Raw genomic sequence first — 19,900 nt, forward strand, 5'->3', positions numbered from 1 at the left:
AAGAAATGAAACTAACATCATTAAGAACATACACTACAGCAATAATCTTATTGCTGTCGTGTTTATTTATTACCACCGCTAATGCAGATGATAATAAAAAGAAAGAAGAGAAAAAAGAAAAGAAAGAGAAAAAAGAGACAAAATACGATAAACTCTTCAAAAACAAACTGGTAGACAAAGCTACCAGCAAATTTATCACAATATATAAAACAGACGGTAAACTTTACTTTGAACTGCCTCTTAAATATCTGAAAAAAGAGATGCTACTCGGAGGAACCATTTCTTCTGTTACTGACCCTACATACATCACTGTAGGCATGAAAAATTTCAATCCCATTGACTTCTACTTTGAGAAGCAAGACAGTAGCATAGTAATGAAAACTCCTAACACCATAGTATACCAAGATAAAAACACTTCATTACAAATGAAAGAGGCTCTCGCACTAAGCTACCGAGATCCTATTTTTACAGGTTTTAAAATAGAAGCCTACAACAATGACAGCACGGCAGTAGTTTTTGACGTAACTTCGCTATTAGGCAAACCAAATACATTGCTACCTATAATACCTAAGAAAAATGGCGATTTTACTATTAATGGAACGCCTAAATCGGAAATGTCGTACACAAAAGCTATTAAAAGTTTCGACGACAACCTTACCATTACTAATGATTTCAATTATAATATCACTGCCTCCATATTGTCAATACCTCTATCAAGCGATATTCCAAACACTATTGGGGTAACTTACAGCTTAATGCTATTACCAAAAAGCAATATGCGCCCTCGAATAATAGACTCACGCATAGGTGTTGCATCGACAAGGAAAATATTTTTCAAAAATGATATGTCAAAGAGCGATGTCGTCTTTTTAGCACATCGTTGGAAGCTCATACCAAGAAACAAACACGCCTATGCCAAAGGGAAACTATCACTGCCCGAAAAGCCTATACGATTCTATATTGATGATACCTTTCCACAAGCATGGAAAGAACCTATAAAGAAAGGAGTCTTAGCATGGAACAAAGCCTTTGAAAAAGCAGGATTTAAAAATGCTATTGAAGTAGCTGATTTCCCACAAAACGATAAAAATTTTGACCCTGACGACCTCGCTTTCTCATGCATAAGATATGTGCCTAACAAAGCCGAAAACCCCTTTAGTGCCTCATGGGTAAATCCTGCCACAGGAGAAATAATAAATGCATCTGTGTTCATCAATAGCAACATCAAATACTTACTACACAAATGGCGCTTCGTAGAAACAGCCGCCACCGACCCTGAAGCACGCTCAGGAAAACTCTCTGACAAGCTATTCGCTGAAGGGCTCACCATGGTTGTAGCACAAGAAATAGGTAAAACGCTCGGGCTACTTCCTAACCCTGGAGCCTCATCTACTTATTCTGTAGAAAACTTACGCCGAGCTCAATTCACTAAAGTTAATGGGCTTACACCCTCTATCATGGACGACGTACATTACAACTACATCGCACAGCCTACCGACCACAATGCTACATTATGCAGCTACTCACCTGGCATGTACGATTGTCATACCATAGAGTGGGATTATAGATACTTCGACACAGAAAAAATCTCTGCGTCTAAAGAAGCAAAAATATTAGAAGACCTTACAGATAAACGAGTAAAAGACCCAAGATATCGCTATTATCGCGAAAAAACAATATTATGGGACCCTCGTGTACAACCGGGCGCACTTGGAGACGACCCTATAAAAAGAGTAAAACTTGGCATACAAAACCTAAATACCATTCAGAAAAATATACTCTCATGGGTGAAAAACGATGAAGATAGCCGTATAAAAGAAAAATTATACCTAAGCATAGCACAGCAATATTATGCTTTCTTTAAACAAGTAATGAGCTTAGTAGGAGGAATATATCTCAATGATATGAAAGAGTCGTCAGGGGTTCCACGCTACCAAGTAGTACCTAAAAACAAACAAAGAGAAGCTTTGCTTTGGGCTTTAGCAGAAGCATGCCACTTTAAGCACCATGCTAACACTACTTTAGAGAAACGTGGCTTTATAGCCATTAGCTACTACGACCAGCTACTTGAGTTTATTGGTTACGAACTAATGGGAGCTCGTACACGCGTAGCTGTGGCATCTCACATCGATAACAAAGCATATACACAGAAAGAGTTTTTCGATGATCTCTTTAATGGCATCTTTAAAAGCGTATACGTAGGTAAAGCACCATCACAAGAAGAACGTATCTTGCAACAAACCTTCCTTACCTACTCACGATCGGTTATAGCTAAATCTTCTGGAAAAAGCTCTATAGGAAGCAAATCGCTTAAAGACAGCAACGACATTATACCCACAACAGTAGGGTATGGTAACCCAACATCGTCTTTAGCTCCAACTATAACTCCTGCTATGGTAGATAGATCGGACATATACTTTTATAGTAGTCTTCTCAAACTAAAACCTATGTTAGAAAAATGCTTGAAAAAGAACTTACCTAACGATGCTAAAGCACATTATCAAATGCTACTTTTTAAGGTAAATAAAGAATTGGAGGATAAATAATGAGAAAACTTTTTTCATTTACAAATAATATCAAAACATTCTTCTTCTTTCTTATTTTCACTATAGGAACTAATGCTGTTGCAGGAAATTTCAACTTCCTCAAAAAGAAGAAAAAAGATGAAAACAAAACCGTAGAAGTAAAGAAAACACCATACGAACACGCACTAACCGATAAGCTTATAATGGGTAGTAAAGGGACTTTCATATCGCTTTACAAAACTGATGGCAAGCTGCTTATAGACCTACCACGCACATCTATAGGGAAAGATATGCTCATCGGGGCCACGATAACGTCAGTATCTAATCCAAAGTTAGGAGAACTGGGATTTAAAAATTCTAACCTTGTACATATACGCTTCATAGAAAAAGACAGTGCTGTTGTAATGCAAATAGTCAATACTGACCTCTTCTACGACCATAACAATGCACAAGCAGCTAAAAGCTCTACTAAAAATTATAATAATCTCGACTTCTGTACTTTCCCAGTTAAAGGACGTAGCAAAGATAATAAATCGGTACTTTTCGATGCGTCCTCGTTCTTTTTAAAAGAAAATCGTTTCTTCCCAATTATAGAAACATCAACGGGGTCGCTAAAGGTAAGCTCCTCTCTAAAAGAAAATCTATCACGTATAACTGCGCTTAAAACTTTCGATACCAACGCATGTATAAAGATGGAACGTAGCTACCTTGCCACTATCTCTGGATCAAGTAAGGCAAACACCATTTACAACTATCCTGTAAGCATTGGGGTAAACTTTACCATAGCATTACTTCCTGAAACACCTATGACACCACGGCTTGCTGATACAAGGATAGGAGTATTCCAAATAGAAAAAGACGTAGAAGACAATGGAGCCATAGAAAAAGCTTATTTCGTAAAAAGATGGAGAATAGAGCCTAAAGATACTGCGGCTTATTTTGCAGGGAAGCTATCTGAAGCTGTAAAACCTATAGTGTTCTATATAGAAAACACCTTCCCTGATGGTTGGAAAGATGCTATAAAAGCAGGTATATTAAGGTGGAACAAGGCATTTGAAAAGATAGGTTTTAAGAACGTAATGCAAGTGCGCGACTTCCCTAAAGACGACCCAAACTTCGATCCCGACAACTTTAAATACTCATGCATACGCTATCTACCTACAACAGTAGAAAACGCCATGGGGCCTTCTTGGGTAGACCCTCGCACAGGCGAGATAATAAATGCTACAGTATTAGTGTACAACGATGTTATAAACACTATAGACAACTGGCGCTTCGTACAAACAGCACAATGCGATCCGCAAGCTCGAGTAGCACACATGCCTAAGCATATCTTACAAGAATCACTCGAATATGTCATAGCACACGAGATAGGACATACCTTAGGTTTTATGCATAACATGGCTGCATCTAATGCTTTTCCTACCGACTCTCTACGATCGGCAACCTTCACAAATACCTATGGTACTACACCTTCGATAATGGATTACGCCAGATTTAATTACATAGCACAGCCTGAAGATAAAGGAGTAAAGATGACACCACCTAACTTAGGAGTGTACGACTATTATATTGTAGACTGGACTTATAGACTCTTTCCTCACTCTAAGGGATATAAAGACGATGAAAGCAAGCTAAACGCTTTAATAGAGAAACACGCTAAAGACCCTATGTACCGCTACGGACTACAACAGGGAAGCACACGCTACGACCCATCTTCAATTGAAGAAGACCTCAGTAACGATCCTGTTAAAGCTGGCACTTACGGACTGAAAAACCTTAAATTCATCATTGATAATATGGACAAATGGCTTAATAATGATGATGACGGCACACGACGTAACGAGCTTTATCACGAAATACTTAATCAGGCTTACGGCTATATATATAACGTATATGCATATATTCCTGGCATTAAGCTATATCAAACGAGCGAATCGTCTAAACTTCCACGATACACTGTTATACCTAAAGCCAAGCAACGTGCTGCTGCACTCTGGCTTTTAAAGCAAGGTAAAGTGTTCGCTGATATGGGAAATGACAACTTAGAAAAAAAGCTACCATACGCCGGAAACAGACCTTTCAAACTTATGGCACATGATGTACAAGCTCTATCTATGATGGCTGCTTCAAAGCTAAACTTGTCTTTCTATCTCGATTCCACATCATATTCACCTTTAGAATATTTAGAAGATGTATACCAATATGTATTTCAGAAAACTATAAAAGCATCTGAAAAACTCGATCAATACGATATTGATATGCAAAGCATGTTCGTCCGATTACTCAAATCGGGCATAGAACAAGTAAAACAGGTAGCTAATGTTTACAACATACATACAGAAGACTATGCCACTACATCACTAAACTTTGGTAAAGGAAATGGAGAGCCTGAACCTTTATGGGGAGTTACAGTAGGAAGAAACAGCGAGTTTATGCTCTTCTATGCACAAAAGCTGAGAAAACTACTGCAAGAACGAATAAAAACAACCTCTAACACATATATAAAAGCTCACTATATGATGCTACTTCGTAACATCAATTCCTATCTAAAATAAAAAGTAAAATATAAAATAACTTTGATTATTTAATTAATAACCGTACCTTAGTGGGCAAACAAAATAAAAACAAACAATATGGAAAAGATACAAACTTTAATCCTTGGCAGTGGACCTGCAGGATATACAGCAGCAATTTATGCTAGTAGAGCTAATCATAAGCCTGTCCTTTATGAAGGATTACAGCCAGGAGGACAGCTCACCACTACCACAGTGATAGAAAACTTTCCTGGTTTTCATGAAGGCATTGACGCTAATAAGCTAATGGCTGAAATGAAACAACAAGCACAATATTTTGGCACAGAGGTGCGTTCGGGGTCTATAGTAGAAGTAGACCTCAGTAAACGCCCGTTTATAGCTAAAGATGAACGAGGTAAAGAAATAGAAGCACAAACAATAATTATTGCCACTGGTGCATCTGCTAAATATCTTGGTCTACCTGATGAAGAGAAATATCGCGGACAAGGCGTAAGTGCTTGTGCTACTTGCGATGGCTTTTTCTATCGTAAACGCACCGTAGCTGTTGTAGGTGGAGGAGACACCGCTTGCGAAGAAGCCATGTACTTATCTGGATTAGCTAAAAAAGTATACATGATTGTACGCAAAGACTATCTTCGTGCCTCAAACATTATGCGTCGCCGCGTGGAAGAACAAGATAACATAGAGATACTTTATAACACCAACACCGTAGGACTATTTGGACAAGACGGTGTAGAAGGAGCACATCTCGTTCGCTTCAAAGGGCAGACAAATGAAGAAAAATTCGATTTGCCTATAGACGGCTTCTTCCTCGCCATTGGGCATAGCCCTAACACAAGCCTCTTCAAAGGTCAAATAGATATGGACGAACATGGATTTATCCTAACAAAAGGCTTCTCTGCAGCTACATCTATAGATGGAGTATATGCTGCAGGAGATGTAGCCGATCCTATTTATAGGCAGGGGGTTATAGCTGCAGCCACAGGAGCTATGGCAGCTATTGAGGCTGATAAATTTTTACAATCGCTTAAAAACAAATAACCTCTTATTGCTTGTTATGAAATTTTCATTACTCCTTTTCTTAATAAGTTTCACCTTATCAAGTGCATGTCAAAGCACTACTAAGAAAGGTAAAAATATTAATACCGTTATGACTACTGGCACTATTAAGCCTCAGAAGACTACTTTTAGAAAAGCCACCAATGCCGAGCTCAAGGCTCGCCTTACTGCAGAGCAGTATGCTGTTACGCAGAAAGCTGCTACCGAAAAGCCCTTTACCAACAAATACGATAAAGAGTTTCGACCAGGTATCTATGTCGATATTACTACAGGAGAACCTTTATTTCTATCTACAGACAAATATGATTCAGGCTGCGGATGGCCAGCCTTTAGCAAGCCTATAGATAAGAAACTCCTCGTAGAAAATACCGATAAATCGTTTGGAATGACAAGAACTGAGGTGAAAAGCCGAACAGGCAATGCCCACCTTGGGCATGTCTTCGATGATGGACCTATAGAAAAAGGAGGCTTAAGATATTGTATTAACAGTGCATCACTTCGCTTCATACCCATTAAGGATATGAAACGCGAAGGATATGGTGCATACATAAAATTATTAAAACCTATGAAAGAAATATATGTAGCAGGTGGATGCTTCTGGGGAACAGAACATTACTTACAGCTTATAGACGGAGTAGTGGCTACAGAAGTGGGCTATGCCAATGGTAACACTCCTAACCCTACTTACGAAGACGTATGTACCGACCGCTCTGGCTATGCTGAAGCAGTACATATAACATACGACCCTAAGAAAATAAGTTTGGAATTTTTAATAAAACTATTCTTTAAAGCCATAGATCCTACAAGCATCAATAAGCAAGGAAACGACCATGGCACACAATATCGCACAGGAGTATATTATACCGACAATGCGGATAAAGCCATAATAGACAAGGTCTTTAGCTTTGAGGAAAAAGCCATTGGTAAGCCTCTTGCCGTAGAACGATTACCTTTAAAAAACTTCTACAAAGCTGAAGAATATCATCAGGACTATCTTTTGAAAAACCCTAATGGATATTGTCATCTGCCACAAACCTTATTTGAATATGCCAAAAAGGCAAAAGAAAAGAAATAAGAAATAACAAAACTAAAAGAAGAAAAGCACCTATACCCTACTATGTAATATAGGAGCTATATAAAAACGAAATAAAAAAAAGAGGGATCATCATAAGGAATAATAGCCTTTGAGATGATCCCTCTATAATTAAATCAATATGCTGTTATTAACTTGCTTTGCCGCTTTTTATCTATCATCTCACGGCGAGCCTGCCTCATCATCTCTATACGAGCACTAACATTACTTTCACTTTCCTTGTTTGCTGAAATCAACTTACTCATTTCTATTGTCTTTATTATTAAACTTAAAAACATAGTTTTGCTTTCATTGCAAAACTGTTTCCTTTCGGAAATGCTGCAAAGTTACATTTAAAGGATATTATAACTCAAAGTTTGCTCCATAATATTATAGCTGCACACTGTTTTCTTGACTTACGGCAATATCATTGATATGTATCAACAAAGGCATATTTATCTTCTTTTACTTACTATAAACAAGCGGCATTAGAGCTTTTTTTCGTACCTTTGTAGACGTAATATTATCGAGTAATTAATAACCCGTAAGACCAAAGGGGTCTTACACAAAAGAAGAAAGGAAAATTATGATGACTATTTTTGGTATTTTCACCATTGTTGCAGCAACAGTTGCTGAAATTTTAATTGTTTCGAGAAAGATTAATCTCGACTAACAATCCCCCCTATTGATATTTATTTCCAATAGCACATTCACCTCTTTGGCGAATGAATACAAGTTAAGGCGATGCTTATTTAAACAATAAGTATCGTTTTTTTTTGTATAAATAAGCCCTTAAAATGCTATTTAGCTTAAAAACATACCACAGTAACACATATTATATACATATAAAACTGCTATACATAATATTAATGTTAATATGATATGTTAAAACATTTCCATTTTCTAAATAGGCTTTTCTCCATCTTTTCCACCTAAGTTTAGCAATATGGTATTCGTTGTTTATACTTTATCTTAGTACCTTTGCAGGCGACAATTTTTAATTTATGCTGCCTCTCATAGATAGAGATTATATCCGCTCTGATAGTGCAGTTAACGTATAAAAGAAGAAAATGAAAAGATTATCAAAAGAACGGAGCAGCATGCTTCAAGGTGTACTATTTATGGCACTCTTTGCTTGTGCATCATTTTATTTTGGCGATATGAGCTGGGCAAAAGCTATATCCTTCTCACCTATGATCATAGGTATTATCCTTGGTATGATCTATGCTAACACCTTACATTGTAACTTACCTTCTACATGGATACCTGGTATAGTATTCACCTCTAAACGCATACTTCGTTTCGGCATTATACTATATGGCTTTAAGCTTACCTTTCAGGACATCACTGCGGTAGGGTTACCTGCCATAATCATAGATGCCATCATAGTAGTAGTAACCATTTGTGGTGGTATGTTTATAGGTAAATTGCTAAAAATGGATAAGGACATTGCTCTTCTCACCTCTGTAGGCTCTGGTATCTGTGGAGCTGCAGCAGTGTTAGGAGCTGAGTCGGCTATACGCACAAAGCCTTACAAGACTGCAGTAGCTGTGGCAACCGTAGTTATCTTCGGTACGCTATCTATGTTTTTATATCCTATCCTTTATCGTGCTGGAATATGTAATCTGCCTGCTGGCGAAATGGGTATCTTTACAGGTAGCACGGTACACGAAGTAGCTCATGTGGTAGGTGCTGGTAATGCCATGGGTGCAGATGTAGCAAGTAGTGCTATCATAGTAAAGATGATCCGTGTTATGATGCTTGTTCCTGTAGTGCTTGTATTAAGCTGGATGGCAGCAAGAACAAATAAAACAAACAGTGAAGGTGGTAAAGGTAAGGTAAACATTCCTTGGTTTGCAATATTGTTTTTATTAGTAATCTGCTTTAATAGTCTTAACTTATTACCCAAAGGCTTAGTAGAATTTATACAGACCATTGATGTCTTCCTTCTTACCATGGCAATGACGGCTCTTGGTGCCGAGACAAGTATTGACAAATTTAAAAAAGCAGGATTTAAGCCTTTCCTTTTAGCAGCTATCCTTTACTGCTGGCTATTGGTGGGTGGATACTTTTTAGTAAAGTTCATAGTACCCACGCTTATATAATGACATTATAATATAGAGTAATATTTTTTCAAACGGGGCATAATATTTATTTCTATTGAAAAATATCTTTTCCCCTTTTAGATATTAGGCAGACTTTCTCTTAGCTACGCCTTTGCGTGCTTTCATAAAGTCTGCCTTTACTATGTTATTAACACTGTTTTTAGAATATACTAAAAACTATGACTTATATACCACTAAAACATATCAACCCAAGCTCATAAAGATAAGGCGTATAAGGTTATATATCTATAAAAGTTCCTGCGCTTTATATGTGCTATTGTCTTATAAGGTTTCGCCCTGCATCTATACGTAAAAATATAAATAAAAGTATGGTAAAGCCCCATAACGAAGACCCGCCATAGCTAAAGAAAGGCAGAGGAATGCCTATAACGGGAGTTAGTCCGAGTACCATTCCTACATTTATAAATAGGTGAAAAAAGAATATTCCTGCCACACAATATCCATAAATACGCCCAAACTTAAATGTTTGCCGCTCCGCAACATGCATTATACGCAATATAAGGCAGCAAAACAATACCAATACAGATGCCGAACCAAGGAAGCCTTCTTCTTCTCCTACTGTACAAAAGATAAAGTCGGTATCTTGTTCGGGTACAAATTTAAGCTTTGTTTGTGTGCCATTCAGAAATCCTTTACCTCGCAAACCTCCTGACCCTATAGCTATCTCACTTTGATGCACATTATATCCTGCCCCCGCCAAGTCTTCATCTAAGCCCAAAAGCACATTTATACGAACACGCTGATGAGGCTGCATAACATTGTTAAGAACATAATCAGCCGAATAAAAAAACACTATTGACCCTATGGCAAAAAGCGATATATAAAAATAATGTGGGAAACGGGAATTAAGACCATTATAAATAAAATATCCTATAATAAAGGCTGAAAAGATAAGTTGCACCCAAACAACATCGAATGGTATGACGAACTCTGAGAACAACACCGCTATTAAGGTAATAGAAAACATATATATCAACAAACGTTTCGTCTTCTTTTTATCGCCTAAATACACCCATATCATAGAAATAGAAAAGAGTTGTACAAGTAACAACACTACAAACTTACCCACCGAAGTAGGCATATCCCATAACATCACGTTTTCATATTTTATACCTACCACAAAATATATTATCATAGATAGACCTGTGAAGAGAAAAGCACCGGGCATACCTTCACGATAAAACATAAAAAAGAAAGAGAGATACACTAAGGCAGAGCCTGTCTCACGCTGTCCTATGATGCAAAGCATTGGAAGGAAAACAAGTCCGCAAGCTATCATAAGATGTTTCCTGTTACTCATAGTAAAGCCATAGACAGACATAAATTTTGCTATTGCTAATGCCGTAGCAAACTTAGCAAACTCAGCTGGCTGCAGTCGTAATGGTCCTAAGACAAGCCACGATCGTGAGCCTTTTATGCTATGAGGATTAAAGATAGTGGCAAAAAGCAATAACACTAATAGCCCATAGACAATATAAGCAAAGGTGTCAAAGAAGCGATCGTTCATCATAAGAAGAACAAAACCAAGACAAATGGAAGTACCTATCCAAATAACCTGCATTCCAGAACGCGTAGAAAGCGAAAATATTTCGGTATCACCATAAGTGTAGCTCGCACCACACACACTTATCCAGCCAAATATAAGGAGGGCAATATATATACATATTGTCCACCAATCTAAGGAGCGAAGTACTCCGGGCTGTTTGTCGGCAGAATAATTACTTGGCACGATATATTTATTTTTTATATTTTTCTTCATCAGAAGGATTCTTATCCTTCTTGTCGTTATCATTATCTTTTTCGCTCTTTCCTCTACCTATATTATCATCTGTCTCTGGACGAATAATAGGATCGTTAGGGAGCTGTGGCTTATTCTTTTCTTTTTTCTGAGCATCAAGGCGAGCCTTTTCAGCTTTTGCCTGCTGTATCTCTTCTATCATTTTCATTTCATTAATATGTCTGATAGAATCTTTTATTTGTGTAACCCGCTTAATAGAGTCTATACGAAGCGAATCTGCCTTTGTAAGCGGTCGTTTAAAGGAATAAGATATATGTCTCTTTTGTATCTGGTATGCCTTAGCCATATCGCCAGGAGTAAGTTTCCCGTTAAGATATTGCTCTATCATTAATGACCCTATAGGCACACCATAGACAGCTCCAAAACCACCATTTTCCACATATACCGCAATAGCTATTTTAGGTTTCTCCACAGGAGCAAAACCCATAAAGACAGAATGGTCCTTACCACGGTTCTGGGCAGTACCCGTTTTTCCTGCTAAGGAATAACCCGGATGGGGGGCTCCTGCACAAGTACCATCATACACCGAGCGCACCATACCAGCTACTACCCTCTCATAAGCCCTCACACTGCCCATTGTGCGATGATGCTTAATATATTTTTTATCTATCTTCCTACCCTGTATCTTTCTAACTACATGCGGCGTAATAAAGTAACCACGATTAGCTATCGTCGCACCAAGGTTAGCTATCTGAAGAGGGGTAAGATTAACCTCGCCCTGACCGATAGATATTGATATTACCGATAAGGGGTTCCACCTGCCTAAAGCATGGTCGTAAAACTGTGCATTTGGTATCATTCCACGCTTTTCGCCCGGTAAGTCTATTCCCAGCTTATACCCAAAGCCCATTGACACCATATAGTTTCGCCATACCGTCATAGCCTCGTCAAGACTTTTATATCGCCTACGGTTAGAGAGCATGTGATATAAGCCCCAACAAAAATAAGCATTACATGATGTTCCTATTGCTGGTACTAAAGATAAAGGTGAGGCATGAGCATGACAGCCAAGATGAAGACCTTTAAAATAAAAGCCATGATGGCACGCATAACGTGTAGAATCGGAAATGATACCTTCGGTATAAAAGGTTACTGCTTGCCCTGTCTTAAAGGTAGACCCTGGAGGATACTGCCCCATAATGGCACGATTGAGCAAAGGCTTTGCAGGGTCAAGCATTAGCTCATGCTGTGTTTTACCACGCATCTTTCCTATCATCTGGCGCGGATCAAAGGTTGGCGATGACACCATAGCAAGCACCTGTCCCGTCTTAGGCTCTATAGCTACAATAGCTCCTAACTTGCCTTCCATCAAACGTTCTCCAAGCTGCTGAAGAGAAGCATCTAAACCTAACTGTATATCTCTACCGGGCTTAGGCTTTTGATCGAATTTGCCATTCTGATAACGACCTTGTATCTGGCCGTGAGCATCGCGCAATAGTATCTGCACACCCTTCTGACCACGCAAATCTTTTTCATATTCACGCTCTACACCCATCTTTCCTATATAGTCGCCGGGCTGATAATAACTATCTTTCTCTATATCTGCCTGACTTACCTCTGCTACATCGCCCAGCAAATGTGCTCCTATAGGCTGTTGATACTCACGCACACTACGCTTCTGGACATAAAAACCTGGGAAACGATATAAACGCTCTTGAAAAGCACTAAACTCTTTATCTTTTAATTGACCCATAAAGAGCTGTTGAGTAAAGCGCGAATAGCCCGGATTTTTGCTGCGATCCTTAATATCTTTCATACGCTGAATGAAAAAATCCTTTGTGATATTAAGCGATTTACAAAAGTCGAGAGTGTCTATATGTCCTTTCTCTTCGTTCATCACCACCATAACATCGTAAGCAGGCTGATTATAAACGAGCAGCTTACCATTACGGTCTGTTATAATGCCTCGTGAGGGATATTCTATCTTTTTTAGAAAGGCATTAGAGTCGGCACTCTTCCTATAGTCATCACTGGCTATCTGAAGAGTAAAAAGGCGCATTATGAAAGCTACCACAATACCTATAGCTACCGCGCTTAATACTAATCTGCGCTTTTCAAAATCATAATTTTTCATCTACTGCCTTCTTACATTCTCTATTACAAGAATTAACACCGTAGTAAGCAGCGTGCTACTTAATATATATGCTCCCCACGCTAAAAAATTAAAGAAAGAAAACATATCAAGCGAAAAGAATACTACGTTATAAACAAGACTCATAAAGAAAGCAAACAAAGCATAGTTGCCCAGTCCTAACGTATCCATGCCGGGTAGCAACGCTTCAGAGCTTTCACGAGGAAGAAAAGGCATCAAGACAAAAGGCTGAATGGCACTCACCAGGGTAAGCGAAAAGGAAGATATACCCGGAGTATTAGAAAAGATATCTATAAACAACCCCATGAAAAACGACCATAACATCATGCCCCAACGAGGATAATTACGACGAAACTGTATTATAAAGTAAACGTATAATAATGGTGTAGCTATACCAAAGAGGTGAACGTGATTAAGCACAAACACCTGTAAAAGGATTAGTAAAACAAACCAACCTAACTTTTTAAAAAACTCTACATCCATTATCCTTAGTTTGTCTTTTGTGTAGTACCTTGTCTTTCGAGAGGCTTTATAGAGTCTATAGCAGCCTGCATTACCTCTAACCTCTCTTTTATAGAAGCATCATCAAGCACACAGACATCACGCAGGTTACCAAAGTCGGTAGATAGCTTTATAGCTAACCTATAAGATAAGCCATCTTCTGAATTGTATACATGCTTTATCTTACCCACCAAAATGCCAGCAGGGAAAATAGAAGAATAACCACTTGTAACCACTCTGTCGCCAAGATTAAACTTAGCATGGCGTGGCACATCGTCAAGATAAGCTATATCGCTTGCACCACCTCGCCAATGTAAATAACCAAAGTAATTACGACCCTGAATGGAACAACTTATATTCGACTTTGAGTTTAGCACTGGTATCAATACCGAATAATGGCTTCCTGCAAGATATACAACACCTACTACACCATTACCACAAGCCACACCCATATCTTTGTGTACACCATCTGAAGTACCTTTGTTGATAGTAATGAAATTGTCTGTCTTGGTAAGAGAATTGTCTACTACCTTAGCAAGTATCATCTTATACTTTGTAAGGAAACGATACTGCCCACGTTTAAGATAGGCAGTATCTTTTGTTTTATCGTATAGCTTAGCATACAATTCCTTATTCTCCTGCTCAAGCAAGAGGTTACGACGTGTAAGACCTTCGTTTACCTTTGTTAATGTAAAGAAAGAGCTTATCTTTGAGCTTACTTCATACACTGTTCCGCTAATATAATTTGCCGTAGTAAACCATACACTGCCCTGATAATCGTTAAAACGAAACAGTAGTATTAGGCTAAACACCTCTAACACTACAAACAAAAACCAATGCCTATACTTAGCAAGAAACTCTATGAGGTTGTGCATCTATGCTACAATAGCTTATCTCATAAGAAATGAGAAACGATCTACATTCTTTAATGCTATACCTGCTCCCTTTGCCACACTGTGTAAAGGATCTTCAGCTATATGGAAAGGAATATTTATCTTCTCTGTAAGACGACTATCAATGCCACGCAATAAAGCACCACCACCACTTAAATAAATGCCGTTCTTTACTATGTCGGCATAAAGCTCTGGCGGAGTACTTTCTAAAGCAGAAAGCACGGCGTTCTCTATCTTTGCTACCGTCTTATCTAAGCAATGAGCTATCTCCTGATAACATACAGGTACCTCCATAGGCAAGGCAGTAATACGATTAGGACCATGAACAACATAATCCTCAGGAGCCTCTTCGCCAAGATCGGTCAAAGCAGAGCCTACATGCAGCTTTATACGCTCTGCCATACGCTCAGAAACCTTTACATTATGCTGCCTGCTCATATACTCCTGAATGTCTGCTGTCAGCTCATCGCCTGCCACACGGATAGAATTGTTACAAACTATACCACCTAAAGAAATAACAGCTATCTCGGTACTACCACCGCCTATATCTACTATCATGTTACCCTCTGGAGCCTCTACGTCAAGCCCCATACCTAAAGCAGCTGCCATAGGCTCAAAAATCAGATAAACATCACGCCCATCGGCACGCTCGGCAGAATCGCGAACGGCACGAAGCTCCACCTCAGTAGAGCCTGAAGGCACACCTATAACCATACGCAATGATGGCGAAAAGAAACGGTTACCACTATGCACCATCTTTATAAGCCCACGTATCATTTTCTCGCAAGCAGAAAAATCGGCTATAACACCATCACGAAGCGGACGAATGGTACGAATGTTCGGATGCTCCTTTTCATACATCATCTTAGCATCGCCACCCACTGCTATCATCTTATCAGTGCGACGATCAAGAGCTACTACAGATGGCTCATCAACAACTATTTTATCATCACTAATAATGATGGTATTTGCTGTTCCAAGATCCATTGCTATTTCTTGGATAAATGAAAACAATCCCATTAATTTTTTTATTTTATTTTTATATTAATATCGTTTTTTCTTATTTAGCAAACCATTCATGAATGGCTGTGTCATAACTGCTACTAACGGCAAAAGCACGCTCGGCAAAGGTCTTACGATCGTCTAAATCGGTCTGCGCGCCCTTTGTGTTAAGTATCTGCAACAATACCGGATATTCTGCCTTACTGGGCACTATCACAACATCTTTAAAATTCTTAGCACCTGCACGGATTAAAGAAATACCGCCAATATCTATCTTCTCGATAATATCTTGCTCAGAAGCACCACTTAACACCGTTTGCTCAAAAGGGTAAAGATCTACTATCACCAAGTCGATAGCAGGTATTTCATACTCCTTCATTTGGGCAAGGTCGCTCTCATTTTCACGACGAGCCAATATACCTCCAAAAATACGTGGGTGAAGAGTTTTCACCCTACCTCCTAAGATAGAAGGATAAGAGGTTACCTCCTCCACCTTCTGACACTTATAACCTAACCCTTCTATGAAAGAGTGAGTGCCTCCTGTACTAAGAAACTTAACACCTTTTTCGTTCAACTTAGCAAGCACATCTTCAAGGCCATCTTTGTGATAAACCGAAACTAAAGCGGTTTTAATCTCCTTTGTTCCAGACATTATATAAATTCTTTTATGGATTTAATATGCAAAGTTAATAATTCACATGAGGAAACAAGCATTTTTTCATATAAAAAAAAGCAGAACACTAAGATATTATTCTATTTTTACCTTCTTTGCTATTAAGAAAGGAAACAGACACGACACCATTACCAATACAAAAAACACCTTATACCCTAAAGCCTCTGCTAAAGCACCTGCAAAAAGACCTGGAAGCATCATAGACAACGCCATAAAACCCGTACAAAGAGCATAATGGCTCGTCTTATGCTCACCCTGGCTAAAATATAACATAAAGAGCATATAAGCACTAAAACCAAAGCCATAACCCGCATTTTCTATAAACACTGCAAGCGAGATAAGAAAAATACTCTTAGGCATAGCAAAGCCCAGATAAACGTAAGCCAGATTAGGTAAGGTGATAGCAAGTGTCATAGGCCATAACCACTTACGAAGACCATCTCTGCTTGCTGCCAAACCTCCTAAGATGCCACCGCCCAACAAGCCAACCACACCCACTATACCATTTACCAATCCAAAGGATTCTAAAGACAAAGCCAAGCCACCTTTAGATATATCTGCGCGCAAAAACAATGGTCCTATAGGGTTAAGTAATGCCTCTGGAAGGCGAAAAAGTAGCATAAAAGCTATTGCCATTAATATTTGCTTCTTCTTGAAAAAGCTAACAAAAGTGGACACAAACTCGCTAAACAAGTAAGATACTGACAAGCTCTTATGCTCTGCCTTTCTCTCTACATTAGGCAATACTAACTTATGGTAAACACTAAGCCCTATAAAAAGACCTGCCAAACCATAAAACACTAACGACCACGAGAGCTGTACCTTCATATATGCTTGCAAGAAGCCAGCCAATGCTACTAAGCCCCCTTTGCCTATGATGAGGGAAATGCGGTAAAAGGTAGAACGAATACCTACAAAATAAGCCTGCTGCTGCTCTGTAAGCCCAAGCATATAAAAGCCATCAGCACCCACATCGTGTGTAGCACTGGTAAAGGTAAGAAGCCAAAAGAAACATATCGTACCCTGTAACCAATAAGAAGTGTTTATGGTAAAGGCAACGCCTGCAAATGCTGCTCCTAACAACATCTGCATGGCAAGTACCCACCAACGCTTAGTCTTTATAAGATCTAAAAAAGGACTCCATAAAGGTTTTACCACCCAAGGAAGATAAAACCAAGATGTATAAAAAGTAGTTTCCGCATCGCTCAGACCCATCTGCTGATAAAACACTAACGAAACGAGAGTAACAGCAGCATAAGGCAAGCCCTCTGCAAAATATAAAGATGATACCCACGACCAAGGGGTTATTTCCTTATTTGTTTTCAATGGTTATACTATTTTAAATAAATACAGATGATAACATCTTGCTAAAGATATTATTATATCTATATCACCATATAAGACCTTTATCCCTTACTAAGAGTAAAAACTCATTAATCTATAACTACCCTTGTCCAGCCATGCTTATCGGCTACAGTGCCATACTGTATGCCACGAAGTGTCTCGTATAGCTTTGTAGACCAAGCTCCCGGCTTATCACCATAGCTATACACCTTACCCGTTTCTATATCGTCTAAATGGGATATAGGCGAGATGACTGCAGCCGTGCCACAAGCTCCTGCCTCTTCGAAAGTATCGAGCTCCTCTTCCAAGATAGGACGACACTCCACCTTCATACCAAGATCTTCTGCTATCTGCATCAAGCTCTTATTAGTAATAGAGGGAAGGATAGAGCTCGACTTTGGTGTAACGTAAGTATTATTCTTAATACCAAAAAAATTAGCTGCACCACACTCATCGACATATTTCTTCTCCTTAGAATCTAAATAAAACTCAGAAACATAACCCTTCTCGTGAGCCAGCTTATTTGCTTTAAGCGAAGCAGCATAGTTACCACCCACCTTATATTTACCTGTGCCGAGAGGAGCTGCACGGTCGAACCTACGCTCTATAACATACGGATTAGACACAAAGCCTCCCTTAAAATAAGGACCCACTGGGGTTGCAAAAATAAGAAACAAATACTCCTTTGAAGGCTTGACACCTACATTAGCACTTGTACCTATGAGCAAAGGACGAAGATAAAGCGATGCACCACTCTCGTATGGCGGGATATATGCTTGATTAAGCCTAACAACCTTCTCTGCCATCTCTATAAAAAGATCTGTAGGAACCTCAGGCATAACAATACCTCTACACGTTTGCTGCAAACGAGCGGCATTCTCTTCTGCACGAAACAGACGCACTTTACCGTCAGGACAACGATAAGCCTTCAAACCCTCAAAAGCCTCTTGCCCATAATGCAAGCACGTTGCTGCCATATGAAGCTTTAAATATTCATCTGAACTTATTTCTATTTCGCCCCACTTGCCATTGCGATAATAGCAGCGGACATTATAGTCTGTTGGAACATAACCAAATGATAAACCAGACCAATCCAAATTTTTCATAAAAAAATCGCGTTTTAATACCTTTTAAATAGTTTAAGACAAAGTTAAACAAAATACCTATAGTAAGCAACCTTTTAGGACTAAAAGTAAACTTATTTATGTAATATATTTTTTAATTATACAATTTACACACATACCTGCACGCTTTGCTTAAATGTGTGCAAAATGAAAGTTTCATATACCTCACGGCAGAATTAAAACACAAAGAAAAAACTATAAAAAACCCCTTGATAATCGTTACTATTACTAAACATCAACTTTTGCTATAAAAAACATCACCTTTTCACAAGGAAAAGATGATGTTTTACTCACTAAAAGATTACCTTTCGTAACTCTCTACATTATAGAGTGTTACAAGGCTCTTTCAGACCTCCATGCTTAAAGAATGCGAGTAGTTACGCCCAACTTTAAAACTGGATAAAACTTTAACTTATCTACTATATTAGATACCTCTTTAGTATCTTTTGACAAATCGTCAATATTAAGCTCAGAGCCGTTCTGGTAAACCTTTAGCTTGCCCATAAACTGGCAGCCTAATTCAAAGCGAACACCTACTCTGTGCTTTGGTATGGCACGCCCAAAACCTAAACCTAAATAAGGACGGAAGCTATTTACACGCAATTCGCCTTTAACATCGCCATTATTATCAATACTTATCTTGTTTTTCCCAAGCTCTATACCTACCTTGCCTTCTAACTCTGGGTGGCTTGCTATTTGCTCTTTCACCTCGTCGCTATGCCCGGTGAACTCTGCTATAGTAGCACCACCAAAAGAGAAACCTGCTGCAACAAAAAACAAGCTATTTCCACCAAAAGGATAATAATTGGCTTTAAGATCGAAGGTAGTACGCTTAAAATCTATCTTTCCCTCTACCCCTTTGCTAAAGGTATATTTCTTATCATTTACTGAAACAGTATTATCAACATCAAAATTATTACTTATTTTTATACCCGGTATTATGTTTACTCCAAGACTAAGCTCTAAGACGCTCTTATAATTACTTGCTACAGAAAAGCCTATACCCTCTGTACCTGCACTTACCTGCACTCCTACTCTATCAAAAACGCCACGTTTAAAATCCTCGCCTTGAGCCTTTAACCCTGTATAGCATAATAAGCTCATAGCAAAAAATAAAAATAATCTTTTTTTCATAATAATCTTTTTCTTGTAAT

At 38.6% G+C, this 19,900-nt stretch carries 15 protein-coding genes; 5 read left to right on the plus strand and 10 right to left on the minus strand.

Annotated features, from left to right (window positions below):
• The first annotated feature begins 5 nt into the window (after positions 1 to 5).
• The 4 genes from HMPREF9018_RS00295 (at position 6) to HMPREF9018_RS00310 (ending at position 7,196) form a co-directional block, all read left to right on the plus strand.
• Positions 6 to 2,546, plus strand: a complete 2,541-nt coding sequence (locus HMPREF9018_RS00295; protein WP_008446457.1) for a zinc-dependent metalloprotease — start codon at positions 6 to 8, stop codon at positions 2,544 to 2,546.
• Entirely contained in the window at positions 2,546 to 5,083 is a 2,538-nt protein-coding gene (locus HMPREF9018_RS11070; protein WP_008446688.1) for a zinc-dependent metalloprotease, read from the plus strand. The genes HMPREF9018_RS00295 and HMPREF9018_RS11070 overlap by 1 nt, the downstream gene beginning before the upstream one ends.
• Before the next feature lie 78 nt (positions 5,084 to 5,161).
• A complete protein-coding gene (gene trxB / locus HMPREF9018_RS00305; protein ID WP_008446479.1) occupies positions 5,162 to 6,103 on the plus strand; it encodes a thioredoxin-disulfide reductase in 942 nt (313 codons plus the stop codon).
• A 109-nt stretch (positions 6,104 to 6,212) separates the two neighbouring features.
• Positions 6,213 to 7,196, plus strand: a complete 984-nt coding sequence (locus tag HMPREF9018_RS00310) for a bifunctional methionine sulfoxide reductase B/A protein (protein ID WP_008446662.1) — start codon at positions 6,213 to 6,215, stop codon at positions 7,194 to 7,196.
• A 134-nt stretch (positions 7,197 to 7,330) separates the two neighbouring features.
• Here the strand turns inward: HMPREF9018_RS00310 and HMPREF9018_RS11365 are convergent, their stop codons facing one another.
• Positions 7,331 to 7,459, minus strand: coding sequence for a hypothetical protein (locus tag HMPREF9018_RS11365; protein ID WP_262498003.1), 129 nt, complete (start codon positions 7,457 to 7,459; stop codon positions 7,331 to 7,333).
• 804 nt (positions 7,460 to 8,263) lie between these two features.
• Here HMPREF9018_RS11365 and HMPREF9018_RS00315 point away from each other — a divergent pair.
• A complete protein-coding gene (locus HMPREF9018_RS00315) occupies positions 8,264 to 9,298 on the plus strand; it encodes a YeiH family protein (protein WP_008446432.1) in 1,035 nt (344 codons plus the stop codon).
• Between the two features lie 274 nt (positions 9,299 to 9,572).
• Here the strand turns inward: HMPREF9018_RS00315 and rodA are convergent, their stop codons facing one another.
• The 9 genes from rodA to HMPREF9018_RS00360 all read right to left on the minus strand — a co-directional run bounded on the left by rodA (position 9,573) and on the right by HMPREF9018_RS00360 (position 19,880).
• Positions 9,573 to 11,048, minus strand: coding sequence for a rod shape-determining protein RodA (gene rodA, locus HMPREF9018_RS00320; protein WP_036854286.1), 1,476 nt, complete (start codon positions 11,046 to 11,048; stop codon positions 9,573 to 9,575).
• Between the two features lie 7 nt (positions 11,049 to 11,055).
• Positions 11,056 to 13,191 (minus strand): penicillin-binding transpeptidase domain-containing protein, encoded by a 2,136-nt coding sequence (locus tag HMPREF9018_RS00325; RefSeq protein WP_008446441.1) that lies wholly within the window; start codon positions 13,189 to 13,191, stop codon positions 11,056 to 11,058.
• Positions 13,192 to 13,692 carry a rod shape-determining protein MreD gene (gene mreD, locus HMPREF9018_RS00330; RefSeq protein ID WP_008446710.1) on the minus strand — a complete coding sequence of 167 codons (501 nt, stop codon included), beginning with the start codon at positions 13,690 to 13,692 and terminating at the stop codon, positions 13,192 to 13,194.
• A gap of 5 nt (positions 13,693 to 13,697) precedes the next feature.
• A complete protein-coding gene (mreC, locus tag HMPREF9018_RS00335) occupies positions 13,698 to 14,585 on the minus strand; it encodes a rod shape-determining protein MreC (RefSeq protein WP_008446521.1) in 888 nt (295 codons plus the stop codon).
• A gap of 15 nt (positions 14,586 to 14,600) precedes the next feature.
• Entirely contained in the window at positions 14,601 to 15,623 is a 1,023-nt protein-coding gene (locus tag HMPREF9018_RS00340; protein ID WP_008446511.1) for a rod shape-determining protein, read from the minus strand.
• Between the two features lie 40 nt (positions 15,624 to 15,663).
• On the minus strand, positions 15,664 to 16,257 hold the full coding sequence (locus HMPREF9018_RS00345) for an MGS-like domain protein (RefSeq protein WP_008446693.1): 594 nt from the start codon (positions 16,255 to 16,257) through the stop codon (positions 15,664 to 15,666).
• 96 nt (positions 16,258 to 16,353) lie between these two features.
• Positions 16,354 to 17,604, minus strand: a complete 1,251-nt coding sequence (locus HMPREF9018_RS00350; protein ID WP_008446644.1) for an MFS transporter — start codon at positions 17,602 to 17,604, stop codon at positions 16,354 to 16,356.
• Between the two features lie 107 nt (positions 17,605 to 17,711).
• Positions 17,712 to 18,728 (minus strand): branched-chain amino acid aminotransferase, encoded by a 1,017-nt coding sequence (locus tag HMPREF9018_RS00355; protein ID WP_008446560.1) that lies wholly within the window; start codon positions 18,726 to 18,728, stop codon positions 17,712 to 17,714.
• Positions 18,729 to 19,106: 378 nt separating this feature from the next.
• Positions 19,107 to 19,880 (minus strand): hypothetical protein, encoded by a 774-nt coding sequence (locus tag HMPREF9018_RS00360; protein WP_008446728.1) that lies wholly within the window; start codon positions 19,878 to 19,880, stop codon positions 19,107 to 19,109.
• Between the last annotated feature and the right edge of the window lie 20 nt (positions 19,881 to 19,900).

Origin of the sequence: Prevotella amnii CRIS 21A-A, assembly GCF_000177355.1 — a bacterium.
Classification (GTDB): domain Bacteria; phylum Bacteroidota; class Bacteroidia; order Bacteroidales; family Bacteroidaceae; genus Prevotella; species Prevotella amnii.

Bases quoted from the DNA above. Each gene is read 5' to 3' on its own strand.
- HMPREF9018_RS00295 (WP_008446457.1), top strand. From the start codon at position 6: ATGAAACTAACATCATTAAGAACATACACTACAGCAATAATCTTATTG.
- HMPREF9018_RS11070 (WP_008446688.1), top strand. From the start codon at position 2,546: ATGAGAAAACTTTTTTCATTTACAAATAATATCAAAACATTCTTCTTC.
- trxB (WP_008446479.1), top strand. From the start codon at position 5,162: ATGGAAAAGATACAAACTTTAATCCTTGGCAGTGGACCTGCAGGATAT.
- HMPREF9018_RS00310 (WP_008446662.1), top strand. From the start codon at position 6,213: ATGACTACTGGCACTATTAAGCCTCAGAAGACTACTTTTAGAAAAGCC.
- HMPREF9018_RS11365 (WP_262498003.1), bottom strand. From the start codon at position 7,459: ATGAGTAAGTTGATTTCAGCAAACAAGGAAAGTGAAAGTAATGTTAGT.
- HMPREF9018_RS00315 (WP_008446432.1), top strand. From the start codon at position 8,264: ATGAAAAGATTATCAAAAGAACGGAGCAGCATGCTTCAAGGTGTACTA.
- HMPREF9018_RS00325 (WP_008446441.1), bottom strand. From the start codon at position 13,191: ATGAAAAATTATGATTTTGAAAAGCGCAGATTAGTATTAAGCGCGGTA.
- mreD (WP_008446710.1), bottom strand. From the start codon at position 13,692: ATGGATGTAGAGTTTTTTAAAAAGTTAGGTTGGTTTGTTTTACTAATC.
- mreC (WP_008446521.1), bottom strand. From the start codon at position 14,585: ATGCACAACCTCATAGAGTTTCTTGCTAAGTATAGGCATTGGTTTTTG.
- HMPREF9018_RS00340 (WP_008446511.1), bottom strand. From the start codon at position 15,623: ATGGGATTGTTTTCATTTATCCAAGAAATAGCAATGGATCTTGGAACA.
- HMPREF9018_RS00345 (WP_008446693.1), bottom strand. From the start codon at position 16,257: ATGTCTGGAACAAAGGAGATTAAAACCGCTTTAGTTTCGGTTTATCAC.
- HMPREF9018_RS00355 (WP_008446560.1), bottom strand. From the start codon at position 18,728: ATGAAAAATTTGGATTGGTCTGGTTTATCATTTGGTTATGTTCCAACA.
- HMPREF9018_RS00360 (WP_008446728.1), bottom strand. From the start codon at position 19,880: ATGAAAAAAAGATTATTTTTATTTTTTGCTATGAGCTTATTATGCTAT.